The 24,214-nt window shown below is 49.7% G+C and carries 25 protein-coding genes, 3 tRNA genes and 1 pseudogene; 21 read left to right on the forward strand and 8 right to left on the reverse strand.

Features of this window, described 5'->3' with window-relative positions; all coding sequences use genetic code 11:
* The first annotated feature begins 377 nt into the window (after positions 1-377).
* The 3 genes and pseudogenes from HV213_RS11195 (at position 378) to dgcQ (ending at position 3,321) form a co-directional block, all read left to right on the forward strand.
* Entirely contained in the window at positions 378-1,289 is a 912-nt protein-coding gene (locus tag HV213_RS11195) for a DUF808 domain-containing protein (protein WP_181485749.1), read from the forward strand.
* A gap of 76 nt (positions 1,290-1,365) precedes the next feature.
* On the forward strand, positions 1,366-1,545 hold the full coding sequence (locus HV213_RS11200) for a YodC family protein (protein ID WP_110274359.1): 180 nt from the start codon (positions 1,366-1,368) through the stop codon (positions 1,543-1,545).
* Positions 1,546-1,652: 107 nt separating this feature from the next.
* A pseudogene (dgcQ, locus tag HV213_RS11205) lies at positions 1,653-3,321 on the forward strand (cellulose biosynthesis regulator diguanylate cyclase DgcQ).
* Between the two features lie 330 nt (positions 3,322-3,651).
* Here dgcQ and yodD read toward each other — a convergent pair.
* On the reverse strand, positions 3,652-3,867 hold the full coding sequence (gene yodD, locus HV213_RS11210; protein WP_112213244.1) for a YodD family peroxide/acid resistance protein: 216 nt from the start codon (positions 3,865-3,867) through the stop codon (positions 3,652-3,654).
* A 131-nt stretch (positions 3,868-3,998) separates the two neighbouring features.
* On the opposite strand from yodD, the gene dsrB reads away from it, so the two are divergent.
* Positions 3,999-4,187, forward strand: coding sequence for a protein DsrB (dsrB, locus tag HV213_RS11215; RefSeq protein ID WP_112213245.1), 189 nt, complete (start codon positions 3,999-4,001; stop codon positions 4,185-4,187).
* Between the two features lie 42 nt (positions 4,188-4,229).
* Here dsrB and rcsA read toward each other — a convergent pair whose 3' ends face one another.
* Positions 4,230-4,853 carry a transcriptional regulator RcsA gene (gene rcsA, locus HV213_RS11220; protein WP_181485750.1) on the reverse strand — a complete coding sequence of 208 codons (624 nt, stop codon included), beginning with the start codon at positions 4,851-4,853 and terminating at the stop codon, positions 4,230-4,232.
* A 462-nt stretch (positions 4,854-5,315) separates the two neighbouring features.
* On the opposite strand from rcsA, the gene yedD reads away from it, so the two are divergent.
* Entirely contained in the window at positions 5,316-5,732 is a 417-nt protein-coding gene (gene yedD / locus HV213_RS11225) for a lipoprotein YedD (protein WP_181485751.1), read from the forward strand.
* Between the two features lie 47 nt (positions 5,733-5,779).
* On the opposite strand, the gene amyA is transcribed toward yedD, so the two are convergent.
* Positions 5,780-7,267, reverse strand: coding sequence for an alpha-amylase (amyA, locus tag HV213_RS11230; RefSeq protein WP_181485752.1), 1,488 nt, complete (start codon positions 7,265-7,267; stop codon positions 5,780-5,782).
* A 201-nt stretch (positions 7,268-7,468) separates the two neighbouring features.
* Between amyA and tcyJ the strand changes: the two genes are divergently transcribed.
* The 5 genes from tcyJ to sdiA all read left to right on the forward strand — a co-directional run bounded on the left by tcyJ (position 7,469) and on the right by sdiA (position 11,819).
* On the forward strand, positions 7,469-8,269 hold the full coding sequence (gene tcyJ, locus HV213_RS11235) for a cystine ABC transporter substrate-binding protein (protein WP_181485753.1): 801 nt from the start codon (positions 7,469-7,471) through the stop codon (positions 8,267-8,269).
* A gap of 95 nt (positions 8,270-8,364) precedes the next feature.
* Entirely contained in the window at positions 8,365-9,351 is a 987-nt protein-coding gene (gene dcyD / locus HV213_RS11240) for a D-cysteine desulfhydrase (RefSeq protein ID WP_181485754.1), read from the forward strand.
* Positions 9,352-9,366: 15 nt separating this feature from the next.
* The gene (gene tcyL, locus HV213_RS11245; RefSeq protein ID WP_110274350.1) at positions 9,367-10,035 is read left to right on the forward strand and encodes a cystine ABC transporter permease; all 669 of its coding nucleotides are present in this window, start codon (positions 9,367-9,369) and stop codon (positions 10,033-10,035) included.
* A complete protein-coding gene (gene tcyN, locus HV213_RS11250) occupies positions 10,032-10,784 on the forward strand; it encodes an L-cystine ABC transporter ATP-binding protein TcyN (protein ID WP_110274349.1) in 753 nt (250 codons plus the stop codon). The genes tcyL and tcyN overlap by 4 nt, the downstream gene beginning before the upstream one ends.
* Positions 10,785-11,096: 312 nt before the next feature.
* The gene (gene sdiA, locus HV213_RS11255) at positions 11,097-11,819 is read left to right on the forward strand and encodes a transcriptional regulator SdiA (protein ID WP_181485755.1); all 723 of its coding nucleotides are present in this window, start codon (positions 11,097-11,099) and stop codon (positions 11,817-11,819) included.
* A gap of 67 nt (positions 11,820-11,886) precedes the next feature.
* Here the strand turns inward: sdiA and HV213_RS11260 are convergent, their stop codons facing one another.
* Positions 11,887-12,111, reverse strand: a complete 225-nt coding sequence (locus HV213_RS11260) for a DUF2594 family protein (protein ID WP_110274347.1) — start codon at positions 12,109-12,111, stop codon at positions 11,887-11,889.
* A 462-nt stretch (positions 12,112-12,573) separates the two neighbouring features.
* Here HV213_RS11260 and uvrY point away from each other — a divergent pair, with 462 nt between their 5' ends.
* The 7 genes from uvrY (at position 12,574) to HV213_RS11295 (ending at position 16,960) form a co-directional block, all read left to right on the forward strand.
* Entirely contained in the window at positions 12,574-13,230 is a 657-nt protein-coding gene (gene uvrY / locus HV213_RS11265) for a UvrY/SirA/GacA family response regulator transcription factor (RefSeq protein ID WP_181485756.1), read from the forward strand.
* Positions 13,227-15,059 carry an excinuclease ABC subunit UvrC gene (gene uvrC / locus HV213_RS11270; protein WP_181485757.1) on the forward strand — a complete coding sequence of 611 codons (1,833 nt, stop codon included), beginning with the start codon at positions 13,227-13,229 and terminating at the stop codon, positions 15,057-15,059. Before uvrY ends, uvrC begins: the two co-directional genes overlap by 4 nt.
* Before the next feature lie 57 nt (positions 15,060-15,116).
* On the forward strand, positions 15,117-15,665 hold the full coding sequence (gene pgsA, locus HV213_RS11275) for a CDP-diacylglycerol--glycerol-3-phosphate 3-phosphatidyltransferase (protein ID WP_112213254.1): 549 nt from the start codon (positions 15,117-15,119) through the stop codon (positions 15,663-15,665).
* Positions 15,666-15,816: 151 nt separating this feature from the next.
* Positions 15,817-15,892: transfer RNA gene (locus tag HV213_RS11280), tRNA-Gly, on the forward strand.
* A gap of 39 nt (positions 15,893-15,931) precedes the next feature.
* Positions 15,932-16,005 (forward strand) — tRNA-Cys (locus HV213_RS11285).
* Positions 16,006-16,018: 13 nt separating this feature from the next.
* Positions 16,019-16,105, forward strand: a tRNA-Leu gene (locus HV213_RS11290).
* A gap of 186 nt (positions 16,106-16,291) precedes the next feature.
* Positions 16,292-16,960 (forward strand): YecA/YgfB family protein, encoded by a 669-nt coding sequence (locus HV213_RS11295; RefSeq protein ID WP_181485758.1) that lies wholly within the window; start codon positions 16,292-16,294, stop codon positions 16,958-16,960.
* Positions 16,961-16,989: 29 nt separating this feature from the next.
* Here the strand turns inward: HV213_RS11295 and tyrP are convergent, their stop codons facing one another.
* A complete protein-coding gene (gene tyrP / locus HV213_RS11300) occupies positions 16,990-18,201 on the reverse strand; it encodes a tyrosine transporter TyrP (RefSeq protein WP_181485759.1) in 1,212 nt (403 codons plus the stop codon).
* A gap of 194 nt (positions 18,202-18,395) precedes the next feature.
* On the opposite strand from tyrP, the gene HV213_RS11305 reads away from it, so the two are divergent.
* Complete coding sequence (locus HV213_RS11305) at positions 18,396-18,635, forward strand: YecH family metal-binding protein (protein ID WP_110274341.1); 240 nt, start codon at positions 18,396-18,398, stop codon at positions 18,633-18,635.
* Between the two features lie 36 nt (positions 18,636-18,671).
* Here HV213_RS11305 and ftnA read toward each other — a convergent pair whose 3' ends face one another.
* A complete protein-coding gene (gene ftnA, locus HV213_RS11310; RefSeq protein ID WP_110274389.1) occupies positions 18,672-19,169 on the reverse strand; it encodes a non-heme ferritin in 498 nt (165 codons plus the stop codon).
* A gap of 434 nt (positions 19,170-19,603) precedes the next feature.
* Here ftnA and HV213_RS11315 point away from each other — a divergent pair, with 434 nt between their 5' ends.
* The gene (locus HV213_RS11315) at positions 19,604-20,242 is read left to right on the forward strand and encodes an RpiB/LacA/LacB family sugar-phosphate isomerase (protein WP_110274340.1); all 639 of its coding nucleotides are present in this window, start codon (positions 19,604-19,606) and stop codon (positions 20,240-20,242) included.
* Between the two features lie 47 nt (positions 20,243-20,289).
* On the opposite strand, the gene HV213_RS11320 is transcribed toward HV213_RS11315, so the two are convergent.
* Positions 20,290-21,711 carry an MFS transporter gene (locus HV213_RS11320; protein ID WP_181485760.1) on the reverse strand — a complete coding sequence of 474 codons (1,422 nt, stop codon included), beginning with the start codon at positions 21,709-21,711 and terminating at the stop codon, positions 20,290-20,292.
* Positions 21,712-21,920: 209 nt separating this feature from the next.
* On the opposite strand from HV213_RS11320, the gene azuC reads away from it, so the two are divergent.
* Positions 21,921-22,004 carry a stress response protein AzuC gene (gene azuC, locus HV213_RS11325; protein WP_004136622.1) on the forward strand — a complete coding sequence of 28 codons (84 nt, stop codon included), beginning with the start codon at positions 21,921-21,923 and terminating at the stop codon, positions 22,002-22,004.
* Positions 22,005-22,083: 79 nt separating this feature from the next.
* Complete coding sequence (locus tag HV213_RS11330; RefSeq protein WP_181485761.1) at positions 22,084-22,335, forward strand: DUF2766 family protein; 252 nt, start codon at positions 22,084-22,086, stop codon at positions 22,333-22,335.
* Positions 22,336-22,380: 45 nt separating this feature from the next.
* On the opposite strand, the gene HV213_RS11335 is transcribed toward HV213_RS11330, so the two are convergent.
* Positions 22,381-23,892 (reverse strand): MFS transporter, encoded by a 1,512-nt coding sequence (locus HV213_RS11335; protein ID WP_181486391.1) that lies wholly within the window; start codon positions 23,890-23,892, stop codon positions 22,381-22,383.
* Positions 23,893-24,214: the final 322 nt, after the last annotated feature.

Raw genomic sequence — 24,214 nt, forward strand, 5'->3', positions numbered from 1 at the left:
ACTTCCTCACGACGGTACAGAGATATACCCGTCATACTTCAAGTTGCATGTGCGTTGGCCGCGTTCGTTCACCCCAGTCCCTTACCAAAGTAAGCTCCTGGGGATTAATGAGAGGCTCCTGCCTCTCACCAGAGGCCAGCCTTCGGCTGGTCAAATTCGTTCCCGACGAATTTGTCTCTCGCTTGCCGCCTTCCTGCAACTCGAATTATTTAGGGTATAGAAAGGGGACACATAGTAAACGTGAAAACTATCGTGCTGGCGAGCGCTTTAATTCGCCTGCTATGGTTAAATTTTTGTTGACTCTAGACTCCTGTGGGCGAAAAAGCGCTTTTGCTTCATACTTCAGGAGGAATAACCATAAATGAAGGAATGCAATTTTGGCGGGAAGTAGTCTTTTAACCTTATTGGATGATATAGCCACTTTACTTGATGATATTTCGGTCATGGGAAAACTGGCGGCGAAAAAAACGGCAGGCGTGCTGGGGGACGATTTATCGCTTAATGCTCAGCAAGTTACCGGCGTGCGGGCTAATCGTGAACTGCCAGTAGTTTGGGGAGTTGCCAAGGGTTCATTTATTAATAAAGTGATTCTGGTACCGCTGGCGTTATTAATCAGCGCGTTTATTCCCTGGGCCATTACGCCGTTACTCATGCTGGGCGGCGCGTTTCTATGCTTTGAAGGCGTTGAGAAGGTGCTGCATACCTTGCAGGCCCGTAAACATAAAGAAGATCCGCAGGTTCGCCAACAGCGGCTTGAGGCTCTGGCAAACCAGGACCCAATGGCCTTTGAGCGGGATAAAGTGAAGGGGGCAATTCGCACTGATTTTATCCTTTCAGCTGAAATTGTCGCCATCACCCTTGGGATCGTGGCTGAAGCGCCGTTGATAAACCAAATTCTGGTGCTGTCCGGTATCGCTCTGCTGGTGACTGTAGGCGTGTATGGTCTGGTGGCTGTCATCGTTAAGCTTGACGATATGGGCTACTGGCTGGTGGAAAAAACCAGTGCGCTGGCGCAGTGGTCGGGTAAAGCCTTGTTGGCTATTGCACCGCGCCTGATGAAAACGTTGTCCGTGGTAGGGACGCTGGCGATGTTTCTGGTTGGCGGCGGCATTGTGGTTCATGGAATTCACCCTTTGTACCAGGCTATCGAAAATCTGGCTCAGGGGCAGAATAGTATGATTGCTTCGCTGCTGCCGACGGTGGCGAACCTGGTACTGGGGTTCATCGTTGGTGCCGTGGTGCTGGCTGGCGTGAAAGCCATCGCCAGTTTGCGTCGCCCTGCGGAGTAAATTAGTTCCAGGTTATGCAAAGTGGCTCAGCTTCGTCTAAGGTAAGTTTGTTTCTTCCTGATACCGGAGGCAAAAAATGGTCTTGTTGGTCAGTGATGAAGTAAGGCGAAAAAATGGTGGCCCACGCATGGTCGTTACCGGTTTCGCCAGCGGTATGGTTGAGTGTCGTTGGTATGACGGTCATGGTGTTAAGCGCGAAGCATTTCGCGAGGATGAATTAATCCGCGGAGGGGGAGGGAAGCCGAATCATTCCTGAACCTGATAAGCGCCCGGCATGAGTCGGGCGTTTTTTATATGATTGAGTACCTGACTAATATGGGACGTTGATGACCTTTGCTTCTTTGACCGTGCTGCGAGAGAACGATGGATAAGCCGATGTGGGTGAACAAACTTCGCCATGTGTTAAGCCCAGGATATGTGGTTAATCTCTGCTTTTTCATCGTTTTCTGCTTTTCCACGCTGCTGATATGGCGTGAGGTCAAGATCCTGGAAGAAGCGTACGTTGCAAATCAGCGTAACAATCTTGAAAACGTCACCCATGAACTGGATGGCCTGCTGCAGTTCAATATCGACAGAATGATCTTTTTTCGCAACGGCATGCAGTCGGCGCTGGCAACACCGTTAGATTTTGCGGTGCTGCGAAAGGCCGAGCAGGATTATTTAGAAAAGCGGCATGAGCCAATATGGTCCGTCGAGATACATAACCGGCGGACGCTGCCCGTGTATGGTGTAGCCGATGCCTTTGTCGATAGTGACGATCTTCTTTCTCGCGATACCCCTTTTTCCGGTAATGAACTGATGGCGACCCTTGAGCTCGGGTATTTACTGCGCCTGGCCAATAACAACCGGGGCTTTACCGAGCGTATGCTGTACGTTTCGCGCAGCGGTTTTTTTATTACTACGCAACCGCCGAAGAATTCGACTCAGGCGCTGGGGCTGTATTCACGAGCAATTAGCGCTTCGTGGTTTATTCAACAAACGCAGCGTAATAACCCGGCTCGCGGTATTGTCTGGCAAACTTTTCCTGGTGATGAACCGCAGCGCGAAGCGCAGGTGGTGACGGCCTCTATCCCTCTTGATTATCAACGCTACTGGTTAGGCGTACTGGCGATGGATTTCTCCGTACGCGAAATGAGGACCTTTCTTGTTAACGCAGTAAAGAATGGCCAGGAAGGTGAATATCAACTTTATGATAATCGCCTCAACTTAATTGCGTCTTCCGCACCCTGATAACGTGCTAACGTTGTTATCACCGCAGGAACAAGCACAGCTGCGAAGTGCTTTTTCCCTTGGCAATCAGGGGGGGATTCGGTTATTAACCCGCTATATCAGCTGGGAAAAACTACGTAACTTTGACGGAGTGCTGCTGCGTATTCACTCGCTTAAAGAAGGTGTTCGCGATGATTTTGGTCGCATCACCATTGCTTTGATGCTGATGTGGCTAATGTTCACCCTGATGCTGATGATCTCCTGGCTGGTTATTCGCCGAATGGTGCGCAATATGAGCGTGTTGCAAACGTCTCTTGAGTGGCGTGCCTGGCATGATGCGCTGACGCGTTTGTTAAACCGCGGTGCTCTATTCGATCGTGCAAGTGAGGCGGCCACCTTAAGCGAGCGTCTGAAACGACCTATCGCTGTGATTCAGCTCGATCTGGACTATTTCAAAGGCGTTAACGATCGACACGGGCATCAGGCCGGCGATCGCGTATTGTCGCTGGTAGGCAGTACTATCGCGAGTCATATTCGCGAGGGCGACCTTGCCGGCCGGGTTGGCGGGGAAGAGTTTTGTATTGTGATGCCGAATACGACGCTACATGAAGCGACGGCCATTGCAGAACGGATTCGAGTTCGCATCAATGGCCGCGAGATTTTACTGCGAAACAGGACGAGTCTGCGTATTAGTGCCTCCTTTGGCGTAAGCAGTAGTGACGATTCAAATGAGTTCAACTTTGAAAACTTGCAGTCGATTGCCGATCATCGGTTGTATCTGGCTAAGCAAAATGGGCGTAATCAGGTCTGTGCTGAAGGATGATGTTACATTCGTGTAGTGGATGAATTGTTCGCCGAGTCATCTGTGATAGTTACATCGATGAGATTTATCTTAAAAAATATTTTCTTATGAATCGCCGTTCGTAGAAGAACGAACCGCACAAACCCTTGCCTGGTCAGCCTTGACAGCGGTGATGGTGATATTAGGGATATTTCTCAATAATTTACTTCATGAATGGCTATTGTCATGCAAAATAATTGAGGGTAATGTTTGAAACGCATCGGATTTCCTGGTGTAACGAATTTTCAAGTGCTTCTTGCATTAGCAAGTTTCATCCCGACTCCTGCGAGTCGGGATTTTTTTCGCCTGGAATTAGCGATTGATTTCAGTCACGCTGAAGTCATGAACATCAAGTTCAAAGGCTTCAGCCAGCTCGCGCCAGGTGTGATAATCACGACCATCAATGCTTACATGATGCGGATCGTCCCGCGCTCGCTGTACCTCACTTTCACTGATTTCATTAATCGCTGCCAGCAGGGCGTCAACATCGACACTTTCCCCGCCTTTGCTCTGTTTGGCGGTATTCATTCTGGCTACCTCGCTTAACCCGGATACGCTGTTTAAGTATAGATGGTTTACAAAAACATCAGTTATGGGGGGGAGCGCTGCGCGATCGTCCGTTTTGTTCTACACTGGCTCAAAAATAGAGGAGATGAGTTATGCAGGTAAACGATCGTGTCACGGTGAAGACCGATGGTGGCCCACGTCGGTCGGGAGTTGTGCTGGCAATAGAGTCGTTTAGCGAAGGGGTAATGTATCTGGTATCGCTGGAAGACTATCCCCTGGGGATCTGGTTTTTCAACGAGATAGGGCATTCGGACGGCGTTTTTGTTGAAAAAGAAGATTAACGCTCAATCAGGCACACTGGCGGCTTCTGCCGCCAGTACTCTTCAACGTATATTGACGTGGATCCCGGAAGTGATGTTCTCGGCCAGTCGCACAATGTGATAAATCACCTGCTTGTTGTGAGTCTGGATTTTCTTTTTAATATTGCCTTTGTGCGATGAAACTGTTTTAGCCTTAATGTTCATCTGTGCGGAGATGTGGGTGGTTCCATATCCGGCCATCCACATTTGTAACATATTTGATTCAGTCTGGCTTAAGGTCAGCGTTGGGATAGTAATCCGCGCAGTGCGATAATTCTCATACTTCAGGCGATTAGCCAGAATATCATCAAGGTCTTTTGCGGTCAGCGATTTTGAGCTAATAAGCAAGTTTTTGCGTACCAGAAGATAGTGTTCGAAATGAATATTCGCCAGCGACATAAAGATAAAAAATAGCGTACCTGGATTCTGATTGATGATTTGCCGGATAAGCTGGTTACTCTCTTGCTGGTGAATAAAGCAATCTTCATTGATAAAAACCACTGTCGGGCGGCACGCCTCGCAGGCAGCTCTCAGGCTTTCGGCGTTATATACCTCAGTGATATCGCACTTCTTTATCCCCCGGCTTGTCAGGTACCCGGTTAATCCCAACCGGGTAAAACTGCACAAATCCATGATAATCGTTGACATGACCCATCCTCAATCAACACGTAACGATAATTTGTCCCTCGCCGACAAGAAGCGATGAAGTCCATTTTAGTTAGTCATAAAAAAACAGCTGCTATGCTGGAACCATTAAGCAGTCTGAACTATTTCGAAATAATACCTATAATTTGCCAAGAATATTCTCAAAGTAAAGACTGTGAATCGCTATGTGGAAGATTTAAAAACAATAAATACCCGTGACATATAAGGTTGCCATTTTTGGCTTATTTTAAAATAGGATTATCCTTATATTGAGTGCTTAAATTATCACCTTGTAAATGATGGGTTGAAATTGATGGATAAGAATAATTTAACATATGCCTATGGAACGTTTATGCCACTTGCTTGTTATGTACGACGATCCAGCTTCATTCACCTCCTCCCCAGGAAGAGTGGCGGGCTTAACGCTTTAATGCCACAATGCTTTTTTATCGGTTTGTGGGATGAATGATGAAAAAGATTGTGTTTGCTGGCGCGTTGTTGGCTCTGACCGGATGCGTTCAGGTTGATAACTATAGCGATGTCGTTAAGGCGCCAGCGCCCGCAGGGCTGGAAGGATACTGGCAATCGGCGGGTCCGCAGAGTGAAATGATGAGCCCGGATGCAATTGCTAGCCTGATTGTGACCAAAGATGGCGATACCCTTGACTGTCGACAATGGCAGCGGGTGATTACCGTGCCGGGTAAATTAATGAAACGCGATGACGCGGTCTACAATGTGACCTCTGCTTTGGATGTTTATCCTGTCGAACGCGAAGGCAATACGTTACGTTACGATCGTATGACGCTAAAGCGGGTTGATCGCCTCACTCCTGAGTGCGAAGTGGCGTGGAAAAAGGCCGTGACGGATAAAAACGAACAATAGCTGATTAGCGGGCTGATTCCATTTTCAGCCCGCGATTTTCCTTTCTGCTAGAGCACTTCTTCAATTACCCAAACGCTAACGCTGCCGCCGTTACAGGTGAAAACTCCGTTGCCTTCATCATCTGTTTCAATCACTTCCTCGCGGTTGTTGAGAAAATCCCGCCAGCGCTTATTGCCGTAGTTTGCGCCGAGGGGGAGTGATTTCTCTCCATCATCACCATTTGAAAGTACGACTACGCAGCCCGGATCTTCTTCGGTGCCGCTGCGGCTGAAGGCGATACAGTTTGGATGATCGAACCATAGCGTCTGAACACCGTGAGCAAATTGCTGACGGGCATCGATCAGTTCGTGTAACTGCTCAATAACCGGCATTTCAATGGCGTAGGTCTGGCCGTCACCTCCGGTATCTTCATAGCTGGCACCGAAGAGGTCGGCATAAAAAACCGACGGTACCCCATTTTCGCGTAGCAGAATCAACGCGTACGCCAATGGTTTAAACCACGGTTCTACTGGCGCTTCAAGCGCCTGAAGCGGCTGCGTATCATGATTAGTCACCAGCGTTACGGCATGGAAAGGATCAGCTTCGACCAGTGTACCGCTAAAAATCTGGCTCATGTCATAGTCACGACCCTGGCGCGATGCCTCGTGGAATTTCATCTGCAGGGGCGCATCAAACAGCAATGTTTTACCGTCGACCAGCGCGATATATTGCTGAAGCTTATCCACCTCGTGGGACCAGTATTCTGCAACGATAAACAGCGGTTTTATCGCCACTTCCTGGACGTGGTCGATCCACTCTTTATAAAACCAGGCTGGAATGTGTTTAACTGCGTCAAGGCGGAAACCATCACACCCGGTCTGCTCCATGACCCAGCGCGCCCAGTACTTAATCTCCTCGGTTACTGCCCGATTGCGATAATCGATATTTTCGCCCATCAGGTAGTCGAAATTACCCATTTCATCATCGACCTGATCGCTCCAGCCTTCGCCGGTGTAGTCGTTGACGATTTTAAACACACCGTCTTCATCCGGATTTTCAATATGGTCGATTCCGCTAAAGCATTTGTAATCCCAAATAAACTCGGAGTATTGCCCTGCGCGAACGGGGAAGGTGTATCGCGTCCAGGCTTCGCACGCCACGACCTCCTCCGAGATTTGCGTGCGGTCTTGCTCATCGACACGTTGAATATGCACGGCCTCTTTTTCATCAGCCCCCATTTTGTGATTGACCACCACATCAAGCAGGATGGCGATATCGTGCTGGCGTAGCGCCGCAATGGCGGCCAGCAGTTGGGATTTATCGCCATACTTGGTCGCAACAGAGCCTTTTTGATCAAATTCGCCTAGGTCAAAAAGGTCGTAGCTGTCATATCCGACAGAGTAACCGCCGGAGGCTCCTTTGTAGGCAGGAGGCAACCAAATCATATTTATGCCGATTTCATTCAGGTTTGGCGCCAGGGCTTCGACTTCACGCCATAGTTCACCGCCGGTTGGGTAGTACCAGTGAAAACACTGCAATAACGTGGGGTTTTTCATCTTCCATGCTCCAGACGTCATCAAGCTGACCATTGCAGTATGAGAGATATCCAGCAAAATGGAGGAATTTACGCTTCGTTTTCACTATGTACTAAAAGGCATCATATATAATTATTTGGAATAAGATGTAGCTTATCGATTTTGGTAGCTGAGGCTAAACGCCTTACACTAGATCAAAATATCACTCTGTTAGGAGTCTCTATGAAATTAGCACTTCTGGGTCGCCAGGCGCTGATGGGCGCGATGGCCGTCGTTTTAATGGCTGGCGTCAGCACAAAAACGTTTGCTGCTGAAAATTTGCTCAATCAGGTTAAAGAGCGTGGCACCCTACGTGTAGGCCTGGAAGGCACTTATCCGCCATTCAGCTATCAGGGTGATGACGGGAAACTTACCGGTTTCGAAGTGGATTTTGCTAATGAGCTGGCGAAGCATCTTGGCGTGAAGGCCGATCTCAAGCCAACAAAATGGGACGGCATGCTGGCATCGCTGGATTCCAAACGTATTGATGTGGTGATTAATCAGGTCACCATTTCCGATCAGCGCAAGAAAAAATATGACTTCTCTACCCCTTACACGGTGTCCGGTATTCAGGCGCTGGTGAAAAAGGGTAACGAAGGCGTTATTAAAACCGCAGCCGACCTGAAAGGTAAGAAAGTTGGCGTTGGCCTGGGCACCAACTATGAAGAGTGGCTGCGCCAGAATGTACAGGGTGTCGATATCCGTACTTATGATGATGACCCGACGAAATACCAGGATCTGCGCGTAGGTCGTATCGACGCCATCCTGGTTGACCGTCTGGCGGCGCTTGATCTGGTGAAGAAAACCAACAATACCCTGGCAGTCACCGGTGAAGCTTTCTCCCGGCAGGAGTCTGGCGTTGCGCTGCGTAAAGGTAACGAAGACCTGCTGAAAGCGGTTGATGGTGCCATTGCGGATATGCAAAAAGACGGTAGCCTCAAAGCTTTGTCGGAAAAATGGTTTGGCGCTGACGTGACGAAATAACGACCAGCGGTGAAAAAAGGCGCTCTTGATAGCGCCTTTTTTTATTTCGCGCGTATCTGCGTGCATAATTAGGGATAACTCAGTCTGGAGGTCTTATGTCACTGCAAAATTTAACCCTTTTCCCGCGTCTGGAACTGATTGGTGCGCCAACGCCGCTGGAATACCTGCCGCGTTTGTCCGATCACCTGGGGCGTGAAATCTTTATCAAGCGCGATGATGTTACGCCACTGGCGATGGGCGGCAATAAGCTGCGTAAGCTTGAGTTTCTGGCGGCAGATGCGCTGCGAGAGGGCGCAGATACGCTGATTACCGCAGGGGCAATCCAGTCAAACCATGTTCGCCAGACGGCAGCGGTAGCGGCCAAACTAGGCCTGCACTGCGTAGCGCTGCTGGAAAATCCGATTGGGACCCGCGCTGAAAACTATCTGACGAACGGCAATCGCCTGCTGCTTGATCTGTTTAATACGCAGGTTGAGATGTGTGATGCGCTGACCGATCCTAATGCCCAGTTGGAAGAACTGGCGACCCGAATTGAAGCCCAGGGCTACCGCCCGTATGTGATCCCGGTTGGGGGTTCTAACGCCCTTGGCGCACTGGGCTATGTCGAAAGCGCGCTGGAAATTGCTCAGCAGTGTGAAGGGGCGGTTGAGCTGTCTTCTGTGGTTGTTGCATCCGGTAGCGCAGGCACTCATGCCGGCCTGGCTGTGGGTCTTGAACAACTGATGCCGAATGCTGAATTGATCGGTGTGACCGTCTCGCGCAAAGTTGTTGACCAACTGCCAAAAGTGATTGCGTTGCAACAAGCGGTGGCAAACAGCCTGGAGCTGGAAGCCAGGGCAGGGATCCAGCTGTGGGATGATTATTTTGCACCTGGCTACGGTACGCCAAACGATGAAGGGATGGACGCGGTAAGATTGCTGGCGCAGCTTGAAGGTATTTTGCTGGACCCGGTATATACCGGAAAGGCGATGGCCGGGCTGATTGATGGTATCAACCAAAACCGCTTTAAGGATGAAGGGCCGATTTTGTTTATTCATACTGGTGGTGCGCCCGCACTGTTCGCTTATCATCCTCATATCTAATGCAGAACAAATAGAATGCAAGAGAGTATCCAACTGGTTATTGATTCCGCACCTTTTCTGCTGAAAGGTGCGGTATTTACGCTACAGCTCAGTCTTGGCGGGATGTTTTTCGGCCTGGTACTGGGGTTTATTCTGGCGCTTATGCGCATGTCACCCGTCTGGCCAATCAAATGGCTGGCGCGGATGTACATCTCAATTTTTCGCGGCACGCCGTTGATTGCGCAGCTGTTTATGATCTATTACGGTCTGCCGCAATTTGGTATTGAACTGGATCCTATTCCAGCGGCGATGATTGGCTTGTCGCTCAATACTGCAGCTTACGCGGCAGAAACGCTGCGTGCGGCGATTGCCTCTATTGATAAAGGGCAGTGGGAAGCGGCGGCAAGTATCGGTATGACGCCCTGGCAGGCGATGCGTCGTGCCATTTTGCCGCAGGCTGCGCGCGTGGCGCTGCCGCCTCTCTCTAATAGTTTTATCAGCCTGGTGAAAGATACCTCGCTGGCGGCGACCATCCAGGTCCCTGAGCTATTCCGTCAGGCCCAGCTGATTACCTCGCGTACGCTGGAAGTTTTCACTATGTACCTGGCTGCTTCGCTGATCTACTGGGTGATGGCGACGGTGCTGTCGACGCTACAGAACTATTTTGAAAACCAGCTGAACCGCCAGGAGCGTGATCCGAAATGAGTGCCATCGAAGTTAAAAACCTGGTGAAACAGTTCCATGGTCAAACAGTGCTTCACGGTATCGATCTTGAAGTACAGGAAGGTGAAGTCGTGGCGATCATCGGTCCCAGCGGCTCGGGTAAAACCACGTTGCTGCGCAGCATTAATCTGCTGGAACAGCCGGAAAGCGGGACGATTCGTGTTGGCGATGTGACTATTGATACTGCGCGCAGCATCAGTCAGCAAAAAACGGCCATTCGCCGCCTGCGCCAGCATGTAGGCTTTGTGTTCCAGAGCTTTAATCTGTTTCCGCATCGCACGGTGATGGAAAACATTATTGAAGGGCCGGTTATCGTGAAAGGGGAGGATAAAAATGAATCCATCACCCGCGCACGTGAATTGCTGGCGAAAGTGGGCCTGACGGGGAAGGAAAACAGCTATCCGCGTCGTTTGTCCGGTGGTCAGCAGCAGCGTGTGGCGATTGCCAGAGCGCTGGCGATGCGGCCCGATGTGATTTTGTTTGATGAGCCGACATCGGCGTTAGATCCCGAGCTGGTGGGGGAGGTGTTGAGTACCATTCGTCAACTAGCGCAGGAGAAACGTACCATGGTTATCGTGACCCATGAGATGAGCTTTGCCCGCGATGTGGCTGATCGAGCCATCTTTATGGATCAGGGGCGTATCGTTGAACAGGGTGAGGCAAAATCGCTATTTTCCAACCCTCAACAGTCGCGTACCCGTCAGTTTCTTGAAAAATTCCTGATGCAGTAGCCCCGAATCCGCTGGCAGCGTTACGGCTGGTAAAAAAACGGTCGGGCGCTGACAGATTATCGACGTTTCTGCCCATTTTTCTTTTCATCAGAAAGTTGAATGCTTTCGCACCGCTGAGAAGTCAGACCTGTTATGCACATCAAAGATTCCAGTGGCATCAGTCGGCATACTTTCCGACAGAATCCTCCCGTCGCGACAACTGCAATCTAATAAGTGCGATGGCTACGATATTTTATACATATAAATAAGATTTATGTGTTAGCTTTATGTATTTATAATAATGATTATCAATCAGGAGTTATTTGGTCAGTTATGAGGGACAATGATTTTTTCAGCTGGCGGCGGGAAATGCTGCAACAATTCCAGTCAGTTGCTGCGGGAGAGGGAGTTTATAATCTTCTTCAACAGCAATCAGAAGAACTGGAATATGACTACTTCGCGCTCTGCGTACGGCATCCCGTGCCCTTTACTCGCCCCCGGGTGACCCTGAAGTCGACTTATCCGCAGGCCTGGATGTCGCACTATCAAGCCGAGAATTACTTTGCTATCGACCCGGTACTACGCAGCGAAAATTTCCTTCGTGGGCATCTGCCGTGGGACGATAAATTATTCCATGATACGCCCGAGTTATGGGACGGTGCTCGCGATCATGGGTTGCGAAAAGGCGTGACGCAGTGTTTGACGCTGCCCAATCATGCCCAGGGATTCTTATCCGTTTCGGGCGAAAGTCGCAGTCCAGGCCCCTTGGCGGAAGATGAACTGGAGATGCGCTTAAGAACGCTGATTGAGTTGAGTTTATTGACGCTATTACGGCTGGAAGATGAGATGGTCATGCCGCCGGAAATGAAATTTAGCCGACGCGAACTGGAGATTTTGAAATGGACAGCGGAAGGAAAAACCTCGGCTGAGGTCGCTATGATTCTGTCTATCTCAGAAAATACCGTCAATTTCCATCAAAAGAATATGCAACGGAAATTCAATGCGCCAAACAAAACGCAGATTGCCTGCTATGCCGTGGCAACGGGGTTAATTTGAGCTAATCCTTTGTTCTGCGTGCCAGACGTGATACCGGCTGTCAGTAATACTTTCAGCCGGTGAATAGTTACTGACGATATGCCTGCTTAATTTGCTTGACGGTGCTGGAGAATACGGCGGCCTGAGCCTCATCTTCCATCTGCGCAATTTGCCTTTCCATTTTAATCATCACACGACCTGCATCCGCCTGGCCCATGGCTTGAAGCATCAGCGTTAACAGCGCTTTCAGGCAGGAAACTTCCTGTGCCAGTTCTTGATTATTTTCTGCAGTGGAAAAATCTGGTGTGCTCATCGATATCCTCGTTTGCTCTCTGCGCAAATGCGCATTACTAAAAGTGAAGGCGGCGAAGTATAGCACAAGGATAGGGAAAAAAAGGAGTGCTTGGTTTCTGTTCTTTCATCTAAGCTGTGAATGATTTAATTCACTGAATAATACGTATTCATGAGGTCTAAGCGCGTTAATTTCCTACACCAGTACTCTATCGTTAATAATTGTTACATATCTTGTTTCGTATTTATCATCTGCGAGATGTGTTGTGTTCTTGCATAATCTGTATGATGAATGTTAAAAAATTTACATAATGCAAATCACTGTTATGTATGACTTTCCACTTAGTGTGCAGGCAGATTTCCATAAGTCAGTAAGAAATCTTTCATAGGACATTTTTTTGGCTTTTAAAGTTACGATAAAACCCGGTAATATGTATGCGATAAGCTATCAGTAGCGTTATCCCTAATTCTGGAGATTATTCCTTTGATCAACGTCCTTCTTGTTGATGATCACGAACTAGTGCGCGCAGGGATACGACGCATTCTGGAAGATATAAAAGGAATTAAAGTTGTCGGTGAAGCGTGCTGTGGTGAGGACGCTGTGAAATGGTGTCGCGCTAATCCCGTCGATGTCGTCCTGATGGATATGAATATGCCGGGTATCGGGGGGCTTGAGGCTACACGCAAAATTGCCCGTTCCGTGGCTGAAGCCAAAGTGATTATGCTCACTGTTCATACCGAAAACCCGCTTCCGGCGAAAGTGATGCAGGCCGGTGCGGCTGGTTACCTTAGTAAAGGTGCTGCACCGCAAGAGGTCGTGAATGCGATTCGCTGTGTGGCATCAGGCCAGCGCTATATAGCTTCAGATATCGCCCAGCAGATGGCGCTCAGCCAGATTGAGCCTGAAAAGGCAGAATCGCCGTTTGCCAGTTTGTCTGAGCGTGAATTGCAGATTATGCTGATGATCACTAAAGGTCAGAAGGTCAATGAGATCTCAGAACAGTTAAATCTGAGTCCTAAGACGGTGAACAGCTACCGTTACCGAATGTTCAGCAAACTGAATATTCATGGCGATGTGGAGCTGACGCACCTGGCAATCCGCCATGGCCTGTGTAATGCGGAGTCGTTAGCAAGTCAGTGAGTGATGTTTTTGACGCAAAAGCTTTCCTGAAGACAGTGACCAGCCAGCCGGGCGTCTATCGTATGTATGATGCTGGCGGTACTGTCATCTATGTGGGTAAAGCAAAAGATCTGAAAAAGCGGCTCAGTAGCTATTTTCGCAGCAACCTGGCTTCGCGTAAAACCGAAGCGTTGGTGGCGCTTATCGCGCAAATTGACGTGACCGTCACGCATACTGAAACGGAAGCGCTGCTGCTCGAGCATAATTACATTAAGCTGTATCAGCCGCGTTATAACGTGCTGCTGCGAGATGATAAATCCTACCCTTTCATTTTCCTTAGCGGTGATACCCATCCCCGGCTGGCCACGCATCGCGGTGCAAAGCACGCTAAAGGTGAGTATTTTGGCCCATTTCCGAACGGCTATGCGGTTCGTGAAACTTTAGCTCTGCTGCAAAAAATTTTCCCAATCCGTCAATGTGAGAACAGCGTATACCGCAACCGCTCGCGTCCATGCCTGCAGTACCAGATTGGTCGCTGTCTGGGGCCGTGTGTCGCCGGGTTGGTCAGCGAGGAAGAGTACGCTCAGCAGGTTGATTACGTGCGCTTGTTCCTTGCGGGTAAGGACGATCAGGTGTTAACGCAGTTGATCGCTCGCATGGAGAAAGCCAGCCAGTCGCTAGAGTTTGAAGAAGCAGCACGGATCCGTGACCAGATTCAGGCGGTACGCCGGGTCACGGAGAAGCAGTTTGTTTCTAACAACGGTGACGATCTTGATGTCATCGGCGTAGCTTTTGAGGCCGGAATGGCCTGTGTGCACGTGCTGTTTATTCGTCAGGGTAAGGTGCTGGGCAGCCGCAGCTATTTCCCGAAGGTACCCAGCGGAACCGAGCTTGGGGAAGTGGTGGAAACTTTTGTCGGTCAGTTCTATTTACAGGGTAGCCAGATGCGAACGCTACCGGGTGAGATCCTGCTGGATTTCAATCTGGGCGACAAAACCCTACTGGCAGATTCACTCTCAGAACTGGCCGGACGCCGTGTTAACGTACAGACGAAGCCTCGTGGCGATCGTGCACGCTATTTGAAACTGGCGCGAACCAATGCCGCCACGGCGTTAACGACCAAACTCTCTCAGCATTCGACTATTACCCAGCGCTTACAGGCACTGACGACGTTGCTTAAGCTCCCCGCCATCAATCGGATGGAGTGCTTTGATATCAGCCACACGATGGGGGAACAAACGGTTGCGTCGTGCGTCGTTTTTGACAGCAATGGGCCGCTGCGGGCGGAATATCGTCGCTATAATATTACCGGTATCACTCCGGGTGATGATTATGCCGCGATGAACCAGGTTCTGCGCCGTCGTTACGGCAAGGCAATCGAAGAGAGTAAAATTCCTGATGTTATCCTGATAGATGGTGGTAAAGGGCAGCTCGGACAGGCGAAAATGGTCTTTGCCGAGCTGGATGTGCCGTGGGATAAAAACCACCCTCTGCTATTGGGCGTAGCAAAAGGCAGCGATCGTAAAGCAGGGCTGGAGACGCTATTCTTCGAACCTGAAGGGGAGGGCTTTAGTCTTCCGCCGGATTCACCAGCGTTGCATGTTATCCAGCATATTCGCGATGAATCACACGATCATGCCATCACTGGTCACCGTAAAAAACGGGCGAAAGTGAAAAGTACCAGTACGCTGGAAACCATCGAAGGGGTGGGGCCAAAGCGCCGGCAAATGTTGTTGAAATATATGGGCGGTCTGCAGGGGCTACAGAAAGCCAGCGTTGAAGAAATTGCTAAAGTGCCGGGTATATCTCACGGTCTGGCAGAAAAGATCTTCTACTCGTTGAAACATTAGGGGCTCTGTAGCAACATAGGGCTAATTTTTACTTACAACAGATAGTTACCCGTTACTATGCGATTTAATATCCCTACGTTGCTTACTCTGTTTCGCGTCATTCTTATCCCTTTCTTTGTACTGGCATTTTACCTGCCGTTTGTTTGGGCTCCCTTTGCTTGCGCGCTGATTTTCTTTGTCGCTGCCGTAACCGACTGGTTTGATGGCTATCTGGCGCGTCGCTGGAATCAGAGCACGCGCTTTGGTGCCTTCCTGGATCCGGTTGCGGATAAAGTCATGGTTGCGATCGCGATGGTGCTGGTGGCTGAGCATTATCACACCTGGTGGGTGACACTACCGGCCGCAACGATGATTGCCCGTGAAATTATTATCTCCGCCTTGCGTGAGTGGATGGCTGAACTGGGTAAACGCAGCAGCGTGGCGGTTTCGTGGATCGGCAAAGTGAAAACAACGGCACAGATGGCGGCACTGGTGTGGATGCTGTGGCGGCCAAATATCTGGGTTGAATGGGCGGGTATTGGCCTGTTCCTCGTAGCTGCGGTGCTGACGCTGTGGTCAATGCTGCAATATTTGAACGCTGCACGCGGCGATTTGCTTGATCAGTGATCGTTTCGGCGCAATTTTCAGCAAACAACACAAGGTTTTAAAAAATAACGTTGACTCATTGCGCCAGGTAAGTAGAATGCAACGCATCGAACGGCAGCACTGTCTGCCAGACGATAACAAAATCAAGCGATTAGCAATTTAGCTTGGTGATGCGGGAATAGCTCAGTTGGTAGAGCACGACCTTGCCAAGGTCGGGGTCGCGAGTTCGAGTCTCGTTTCCCGCTCCAATATAAAAACATCGGCAATTGCGGGTGTTGCAGTATTAAGGCGCGTTAGCAAAGCGGTTATGTAGCGGATTGCAAATCCGTCTAGTCCGGTTCGACTCCGGAACGCGCCTCCAATTACTATCCCGAGCCCGGGTGGTGGAATCGGTAGACACAAGGGATTTAAAATCCCTCGGCGTTCGCGCTGTGCGGGTTCAAGTCCCGCTCCGGGTACCATTGGGATATAGCAGAATAATCAAAGCAATAAGCAGTGTCGTGAAACCACCTCCGGGTGGTTTTTTTGTTTTTGTCCCCTGTCTATTATTAAAAAGATTAACTCTCCTGAATGGGTGATGTCAGGTGGTTTTCTCTCGCTATTTCCGCTACTGTAAGCGCCATTTTTCTACGACCACGAGACTGTTTATGAAAACCGGACCCCTGAACGAAAGCGAAGTTGAATGGCTGGATGAGATCCTGTCGAAATATGCAGAAGAAGGCACCATCATGGATGTTGCCGAACTTGATGGATTGCTGACGGCAATTCTCTCCGGGCCGACGGAAATTGAACCTGCGCAGTGGTTGTTGGCTATCTGGGGCGGGGCGGATAAAGTGCCGCGTTGGGCCAACGATCGCGAACGCGATCGCTTTGTGAACCTGACGCTGCAACATATGAGCGATACTGCCGAGCGCTTAAGCGATTATCCTGAGCAGTTCGAACCCATGTTTGGCTGCCGTGAAGAGGAAGGACAGGAGTTAACCATCGTAGAAGAGTGGTGCTTCGGTTATATGCGCGGCGTCGGCCTCAGTGACTGGTCTACTTTACCAACTGAGCTACAAGCTGAACTGGATGCCATCGCTCTGCACGGCACCGAGGAGCGATTTGAAGCGCTTGATGAATTATCCGCTGAAGAGTTCATTGCCAGCGTAGAGCGTATTCGTCCGGCGGCCCTGGCGCTTTACAACTACTGGACTGAGCATGCTCAGCCGGCTGACGTCCAGCAGCCAATACGAAATGAGGCGAAAATTGGGCGTAACGATCCTTGCCCATGCGGTAGCGGTAAGAAATATAAGCAGTGCTGCTTAGCAAAATAAGTAAAGGGGCCAATTTGGCCCCTGATTTTTTATCCCACCGCAGGCAGCAATCCTGCGACGATAGCAAACTGAATGGCCACAATTCCGATTCCGCACAGCAGAACCAACCACAGCGCGGGTGACCCCCCTGCGACTCGCCAGGCGGCGTCAGGATGCTGTTTACGGCTTTTCATCACTAATACCGAAGGTAGCATTAGCGCCAATACCGCCAGCGCGACCCCTGCATAACCTAAGGCCATCACGAAACCGCGTGGATAGAATAGGGCGAACGCCAGAGGGGGTAAAAAGGTGATTACACCACTCTGTATACGCCCGGCCGGACCATTTTTACGTTGAAACAAATCGGCCAGGTAGTCAAACAGGCCAAGTGCGACGCCGAGAAATGAAGTCGCCAGCGCCAGGTCTGCAAAGAGATGAACCGCCAGCTCAACGTGCGACGAGGCAACGACTTCACGGATCGCTTCTAACAGCCCGTTGAGTCCGGCATTTTGTGCCAGCAGAGCGGTAAAAGTTGGAGAATCAATACTGCCCAGGGTTGCCAGTTGCCAGAAAATATAGGCAACCAGTGGAATAAAGCTTCCGATGACAAATACCCGACGCAGCTTGCGTATATCCCCGTTCAGATAGCTGACGACGCTGGGTATGCTGCCGTGAAAACCAAACGAGGTAAAAATTACTGGAATCGCCGACAGCGCCAGCCCTTGCTGTAGCGGCAGGGTCAACAAGTTTATCTGATGAATATGCGGTAGCAGAAGTGCCAGCATAATAGCGAGGAAAATGATTTTGGCACTGAACAGAAAGCGGTTAAAGAGATCAACCAGTGATGTACCGATACAAACCACCGTCCCGCCGATGCCTGTAAACAGCAGTACTCCAACCGCAGGTGGTAGCGTCCAGCCCAGCCATTGATTGAGACTTGAAGCCAGTAGTTCACCGGCACCGCTAATATAGGCCGCAGTAAGTGCGTACAGTAAGAACAGCATGCAAACACCGGTGGCCCACTGCCCGTAACGCCCCAGATAGCGCGCCGCCAGGGAACCCAGCCCCGTGTCAGCCGGAACGTGCTGATAAACTTCAAGCAACAATAACGCGGTGTAACACATCAGCGCCCACAGGGCGATCAGCAAAACTAACGTTACGCCGAAGCCTACGCCTGCTGATGCCAAAGGCATCGCCAACATCCCTGCGCCGATGGTGGTGCCAGCGACGATTAAAATACTACCAAGAGTGCGGTTCTTCACGCTTTTCTCTATCCATGACGGATTACACAATGAATTATGCCGCGCAGAGTATGTGAAATCAGTGATTTCGTCAAATGCGGGTTACAGTGGGTGTAATAATAAATTTACGATTTTGAGCGTTTACGCTAAGCCTGCGCTGGCGCAAGAATCGGAATAATAAGCAGGGTTATCCTGTGCGTTTTATGGGGGATATTATGCAATCAATTCATGGTCATGAAGTTCTACAGATGATGATCGCTTCAGGCGAACCTTACACCGTGGCCAGTCTGGAAGCGGCGATTACCAGCCGTTTCGGAACGGATGCACGATTCCATACCTGTTCGGCGGAAAACCTGAGTGCGGCGGAGTTAGTGGCATTCTTGCAGAAAAAGGGCAAATTTATTGCCGCAGAGGAAGGGTTTAATACGCACGAAAGTAAAATTTGTCGCCATTAATAGGGCGGCGATTGTTGAACATCGCCGCCATCTTCATTAATTTTGGGTATCGAGCGTTGCCAGCTCTTTATCAATAAAGTACAGACCTTCGCCGCTTTTGCCTGCGAGGGTCAGTTTATCAATAACGGATTTAAACAGTTTCTCTTCTTCATGTTGCTCAGCAACATACCATTGCAGGAAATTAAAGGTCGGATAATCCTGGCTGGACATTGCCGCATGAGCCAGTTCGTTAATTTTTTGCGTAATGAGTTGTTCGTGTTCGTAGGTGACACGAAACAGGTCGTCCAGTGAAGTATATTCGGCAAACGGTGAGGCGATGGCATTGATGCACGGCAGGCTACCAGTATCGGTCAGGTAGTCGAACAGACGCTGCATATGGGTCATCTCTTCTTGTGCGTGGCGGCGAAGAAACGCGGCGGCGCCTTCAAAGCTGTGGTAGCTGCACCATGCGCTCATTTGCTGATAAAGCAAAGAAGAATAAAGTTCAAGGTTCATCTGTGCATTAAGCTTGTCGATCATTTCAGTTTTCAGCATCTGGCTTGCTCCGCAAATAAAGTCAAAGGTGATTGTGGCGTCACTATAATTTGTTATTAATTTATTTGCAAAAAGTAAATTAATAAATTCATTTATTACTAATGCAAATGGGAATAACACGCATTGGCAATTTAATAAATAATGAGAATGGTTTTAATTTAATATTATCAATATTAATTATGGGTCCGACTTATTCTTGAAAAAGGGACGCGCGACTTTGAGTGGCTATGCGCGCTTGGGTTAGCCTGGTGAGAAAAGGGTGGGGGGAAGAAAGCAACGCCCGGATGCTGTGGGAGGTGAAAGTGTGAGGCGATATGCAATTTATAAAACAACTTTTCATAAAATTTGAAAGTATGTTCGTAAGGTAGTATTGTTCTTCACAACGTTAACGAACTATCGCGGGAAAACCCGCACAGCATTCAGGAGAGTAAAGCATGAAAATCGCACTGATGATGGAAAACAGCCAGGCGAACAAAAACGCCATCATCCTCAACGAGTTAAACGCTGTTGCAGACGAGAAAGGTTTTCCGGTTTACAACGTCGGCATGAGCGATGAAAACGATCACCACCTGACCTATATCCATCTGGGTATCATGGCCAGCATCCTGCTGAATTCTAAAGCGGTAGACTTCGTGATCACCGGCTGCGGTACCGGCCAGGGTGCAATGATGTCTCTGAACATCCATCCTGGCGTAGTTTGTGGCTACTGTATTGATCCTGCTGATGCGTTCCTGTTTGCGCAGATCAACAACGGTAACGCGCTTTCTCTGCCATTCGCGAAAGGTTTTGGCTGGGGCGCAGAGCTGAACGTACGCTTTATTTTCGAGAAAGCGTTCACAGGGCGTAACGGCGAAGGGTATCCGCCGGAGCGTAAAGAGCCTCAGGTACGTAACGCTGGCATCCTGAACACCGTTAAGGCCGCAGTAGTGAAAGATAACTATCTGGATACGCTGCGCGCTATCGACCCGGAGCTGGTGAAAACAGCCGTGTCTGGCCCGCGCTTCCAGCAGTGTTTCTTCGAAAATTGCCAGGATAAAGAGATCGAAGCGTTCGTTCGCCAGATCGTCGGTTAATCTCCTGCAAATATCCAGGGCCAGCGCTGCTGGCCTTTTCTTTTGGGCTATTTCTTTTTGTTCGACACGCTGCTACCGGCATCTTTTGCCAGGTGCAGGCTATCAATCATTCCCACCAGACAAATCAACGCAATAAAAATAAACGACAGACGGAAGCTGATCCCCGGCAGACTTGTGAGATTAAACCATTCACTGAACTTCTCCCCAATACGAATACCGATCGCCCCGAGCGTAATCCCAAGGCCAACGGCCAGCTGCGAAGCGGTGCTGAACAACGTATTGGCATAGCTCATTTGTACCGAAGGCACATCGGCAAAAGCAAGGGTGCTGACGCCGGTAAATTGAATAGAACGGAATACCCCGCCGAGATAGAGAATCACGAAAATCAGCCAGACTGGCGTTTGTGGTGTTAAAAAAGCGCAGGCCAGCAGCGAGAGCACATTCAGCGCACCGTTGATCAGCAGCAGGCGGCGAAAACCCAGCCAGCGAATTAACGGCGTTGTCGCGGGCTTGATGGTTAAATTACCAACGAAAACGGCCAGCACCAGCAACCCTGAGTGGAATGGGTCCATACCAAACCCGACCTGAAACAGCAGCGGCAGCAGGAAAGGGACGGCGCTAATTGAGGCACGAAACAGCGAGCCGCCGTACATAGTGACCTTGAAGGTCGGTATTTGCAGCGCATCGAGGCGCACCATCGGCCAGGCTGCGTGACGGAAATGGCGTAGTGAGAACAACATGCTGCCAAGACCTAATACCAGCAGCGCCGGGGTTTGCCAACTCAAAGGCTGACGATCGCCGAGAAATTCCATGGCGGTGACCAGGCTAATCATGGCGATTGACGTGGCAAGGAAGCCGGGAAGGTCAAAAGGTCGTGGTTCATCTTCTCGAATGTTTGGGATGATGCGCAAAGACAGGGCCATAGCGATGAGCCCAAGGGGCACGTTAATAAAGAAAATCCAGTGCCAACTGGCATAGCTGGTGATAAATCCACCCAGCGGCGGGCCGATAATGGGGGCCACTAATGCCGGCCAGGTCAGAGTGGCAATCGCCTTAATGAGCTGATGCTTCGGTGTCGTTCGCAAAACTGCCAGTCGGCCCACTGGGACCATCAGCGCGCCGCCTATTCCTTGTAGAATTCGCATCGCCACGAAGATGTCGACGTTGGTTGATAGCCCGCAAAAAACAGAAGCCAGTGTGAAAATCGCCAGCGCGAGAGTGAAGATTTTGCGTGCGCCGAAGCGATCGGCTATCCAGCCGCTGGCTGGTATCAGCACGGCCAGCGTAATGAGATAGGCGCTGATACCGATATTGAGATCGACCGCTGTGACGCCAAAGTCTTTCGCCATGTCCGGCAGGGCAGTGGCGATCACCGTGCCGTCGAGGAACTCCATAAAAAACGCGCCAGCCACCAGCAGTGCGGGTGCTGAAAAAGAACGATCGTCCCTGGAAGAGATGTTTGTGCTCATTGTCGTGTCGCTGCCATAGCAAAGAGGGGCCAAACTCGACGCAGAGCATGTTGCTCTAACCGCCCGATTTAGCTCATTTTTGTTTAATGTTTAAATTATTTTTGTAAAAATAGTGTGATTTGACGCATGTTTATATTGATTTTTGTGATGTAAGTCATATTATAGCCCTGTAGACATTAACACCTGCATAACAAAAACGGAGTCAATCCATGAAGCTGCGCAAAATCCTCAAAAGCATGTTTGAAAACTACTGCAAAACCTTCAAAGACGTACCCCCTGGCGGTATGTTCTGATAAAAAAACCTGCTGCGGCAGGTTTTTTTATCTCTTAAGATTTAGGTTACTATTACGCTCCTGAAAAAAGGAGTAAAAAATGTCTCAACATCTCACCGAAAATGACGAGCTGGTTTCCGACGTGGTTGCCTGCCAACTGGTCATCAAACAGATTCTCGACGTTATTGATATCATCGCCCCTGTCGAAGTGCGCGAGAAAATGACCGCTCAGTTAAAAGCCATCGATTTTGCCAGTCATCCTGCATCGGCCGATCCGGTTACGCTGCGGGCGGTACAAAAAGCCATTGCCTTAATTGAACTGAAGTTCACCCCGCAAGGCGAGGCACACTAAATACATAGCCCCACCATCACGTGATGGCGGGGCGTCGTTATGTGGTTAGTGGGAAACGGCGGTACGGGCCGGCGTCTCCTGAGTATTGTTAAATAACTTGCTGTTGCCCCAGCACTCTTCGTAGCGGTGACCGACTAAATCTTCAACGATGAGGCGCACATCCGGTGTGATGTCGGCAATTTTGCCGCCAGCTTTGATCCGCGCGACTTCCTGCAAGACCACCATATGCGCTTTGCGATCCAGCTTCATCTGCTTACTGAAGACGATCGCCGCCAAAGCCAGCAGGACCACGCCCACACAGAACACGACCGCAATAGCGGTTACCGCGCTTTCAGGTTGCGTATGCGCTTTTGACTGGAAGCCGTAGAAGCTGAGGATCGCGCCCATTGTGAAGACGATGATAGAGCGTAGGATTTTCCCGGAAAAGGTCATTGCGCCAGCATAGATACCTTCACGGCGACGGCCAGTATAGATTTCGTCAACGTCGGCTAAAAAGGTATATACGGTCCAGGGGATGTAGTACACGCCGCCCGTGCCCAGTCCGAACAGGACAGTGATACCAAACATCAGGATGGTTGCCAGATGTGCAGGCAAATGGAAGAACCACAGCGAGGTATAAAGCAGCACGGCAAAAATAACCACGCTTAGCGCCAGAATGTAGGGCTTACTAAACCCTTTTTTCACGCACAGGCCGATAAACAGCGCCGTAGAGACCAGTTGCAGGATGGAGTTCAGGCTATTTAGCCCGGCGACCATCGCCGGATCGTGCTGCAGGACGAAAATAACAAAGTAGGTAAAGATAGACGCAAACAGCCATTCTGCGCCGAAACCACAGAGGTACATGCCCAGATGTTTACGGAACACGCGCAGATAGAAGGTAGAACGCATATCCTTCGCCAGCATAAGCAGAGTATTGAGTAAGCCTTTTTTCTCATTATTGCTGACTTCCTCTTCGCGCGGACGCTCCCAGCTGCAGTACCACAAGCAGGAGATCGCAACGATGAGAATGACCCCATAGGTCAGGCCGGTCAGGAAAAATGGGGTAGCGGATTCTTTGCCGTAAAGCAGGATGAACTGACCTGGAATAAATGCTGCCAGGAAGTTAGCCAGTTTACCGAAGATCGCTTTGTAGCCAGTAAGCTTTGAGCGTAGTGAAAAATCGTCGGTCATTTCGGTCGCCAATGTTTCATAGGGGACCATGATCGAGGTATAAATGATTTCAAAGACTACATAAGTGCATAGGTAGTACCAGAACCCAAGACCTTCTACCCAAAGCAGTGGGTAGAACATCATGAGCGGAATACCGATTAATAAAAAGAAGCGGCGGCGTCCGAAGCGTTTGCCGAGACGCGTTTTACCAAAATTATCGGTGAGATAACCCATAAGAGGATTACTGATCGCGTCGATAATACTGGCGACGGAGAAAATGAGCGAAGCCTCGATCAGCGTCAGCCCACAAAATGTTGTATAAAAATAAAGCAGCCATGCGCCGCTGATTGCCAGCGCGCCGCTTCCCAGTAAATTTCCGCCGCCGTAGGCTAACTGATGGCGTAACAAAATCGGTCTTCCCTGCAGCCCCTGAGGGGCTGAAGCCGCGTATCTTGCCATTAAAATAAACTCCATGTTTTAAATTTTTGAAACACTGTTTTTATATTCTTAAGTGATGGGTTTGAACGTGATCTACATCACTAAAAACCGGCTAAATCCCATGCCTGAGCATTAATGAGATCCAGTTAAAAGTTTTTAATGCTTTTTAGGAATAAAAACGGCGCCGAAGCGCCGAAAAAGATGGGTTGGTGAGAATTGTCTATAAGTATATTGATGATATTAATATATGGTTTTTGGACATTTATCAGCGATACACCATTCGCTGTGAGCG

The sequence above is a fragment of the Klebsiella sp. RHBSTW-00484 genome (assembly GCF_013705725.1).
Classification (GTDB): domain Bacteria; phylum Pseudomonadota; class Gammaproteobacteria; order Enterobacterales; family Enterobacteriaceae; genus Klebsiella.

What these genes read in the sequence shown, in the direction of transcription:
- HV213_RS11200 (WP_110274359.1), top strand. Translation starts at nt 1,366, where the DNA reads ATGGTCTTGTTGGTCAGTGATGAAGTAAGGCGAAAAAATGGTGGCCCA.
- yodD (WP_112213244.1), bottom strand. Translation starts at nt 3,867, where the DNA reads ATGAATACCGCCAAACAGAGCAAAGGCGGGGAAAGTGTCGATGTTGAC.
- dsrB (WP_112213245.1), top strand. Translation starts at nt 3,999, where the DNA reads ATGCAGGTAAACGATCGTGTCACGGTGAAGACCGATGGTGGCCCACGT.
- rcsA (WP_181485750.1), bottom strand. Translation starts at nt 4,853, where the DNA reads ATGTCAACGATTATCATGGATTTGTGCAGTTTTACCCGGTTGGGATTA.
- yedD (WP_181485751.1), top strand. Translation starts at nt 5,316, where the DNA reads ATGATGAAAAAGATTGTGTTTGCTGGCGCGTTGTTGGCTCTGACCGGA.
- amyA (WP_181485752.1), bottom strand. Translation starts at nt 7,267, where the DNA reads ATGAAAAACCCCACGTTATTGCAGTGTTTTCACTGGTACTACCCAACC.
- tcyJ (WP_181485753.1), top strand. Translation starts at nt 7,469, where the DNA reads ATGAAATTAGCACTTCTGGGTCGCCAGGCGCTGATGGGCGCGATGGCC.
- dcyD (WP_181485754.1), top strand. Translation starts at nt 8,365, where the DNA reads ATGTCACTGCAAAATTTAACCCTTTTCCCGCGTCTGGAACTGATTGGT.
- tcyL (WP_110274350.1), top strand. Translation starts at nt 9,367, where the DNA reads ATGCAAGAGAGTATCCAACTGGTTATTGATTCCGCACCTTTTCTGCTG.
- tcyN (WP_110274349.1), top strand. Translation starts at nt 10,032, where the DNA reads ATGAGTGCCATCGAAGTTAAAAACCTGGTGAAACAGTTCCATGGTCAA.
- sdiA (WP_181485755.1), top strand. Translation starts at nt 11,097, where the DNA reads ATGAGGGACAATGATTTTTTCAGCTGGCGGCGGGAAATGCTGCAACAA.
- HV213_RS11260 (WP_110274347.1), bottom strand. Translation starts at nt 12,111, where the DNA reads ATGAGCACACCAGATTTTTCCACTGCAGAAAATAATCAAGAACTGGCA.
- pgsA (WP_112213254.1), top strand. Translation starts at nt 15,117, where the DNA reads ATGCGATTTAATATCCCTACGTTGCTTACTCTGTTTCGCGTCATTCTT.
- HV213_RS11295 (WP_181485758.1), top strand. Translation starts at nt 16,292, where the DNA reads ATGAAAACCGGACCCCTGAACGAAAGCGAAGTTGAATGGCTGGATGAG.
- HV213_RS11305 (WP_110274341.1), top strand. Translation starts at nt 18,396, where the DNA reads ATGCAATCAATTCATGGTCATGAAGTTCTACAGATGATGATCGCTTCA.
- ftnA (WP_110274389.1), bottom strand. Translation starts at nt 19,169, where the DNA reads ATGCTGAAAACTGAAATGATCGACAAGCTTAATGCACAGATGAACCTT.
- HV213_RS11315 (WP_110274340.1), top strand. Translation starts at nt 19,604, where the DNA reads ATGAAAATCGCACTGATGATGGAAAACAGCCAGGCGAACAAAAACGCC.
- HV213_RS11320 (WP_181485760.1), bottom strand. Translation starts at nt 21,711, where the DNA reads ATGAGCACAAACATCTCTTCCAGGGACGATCGTTCTTTTTCAGCACCC.
- azuC (WP_004136622.1), top strand. Translation starts at nt 21,921, where the DNA reads ATGAAGCTGCGCAAAATCCTCAAAAGCATGTTTGAAAACTACTGCAAA.
- HV213_RS11330 (WP_181485761.1), top strand. Translation starts at nt 22,084, where the DNA reads ATGTCTCAACATCTCACCGAAAATGACGAGCTGGTTTCCGACGTGGTT.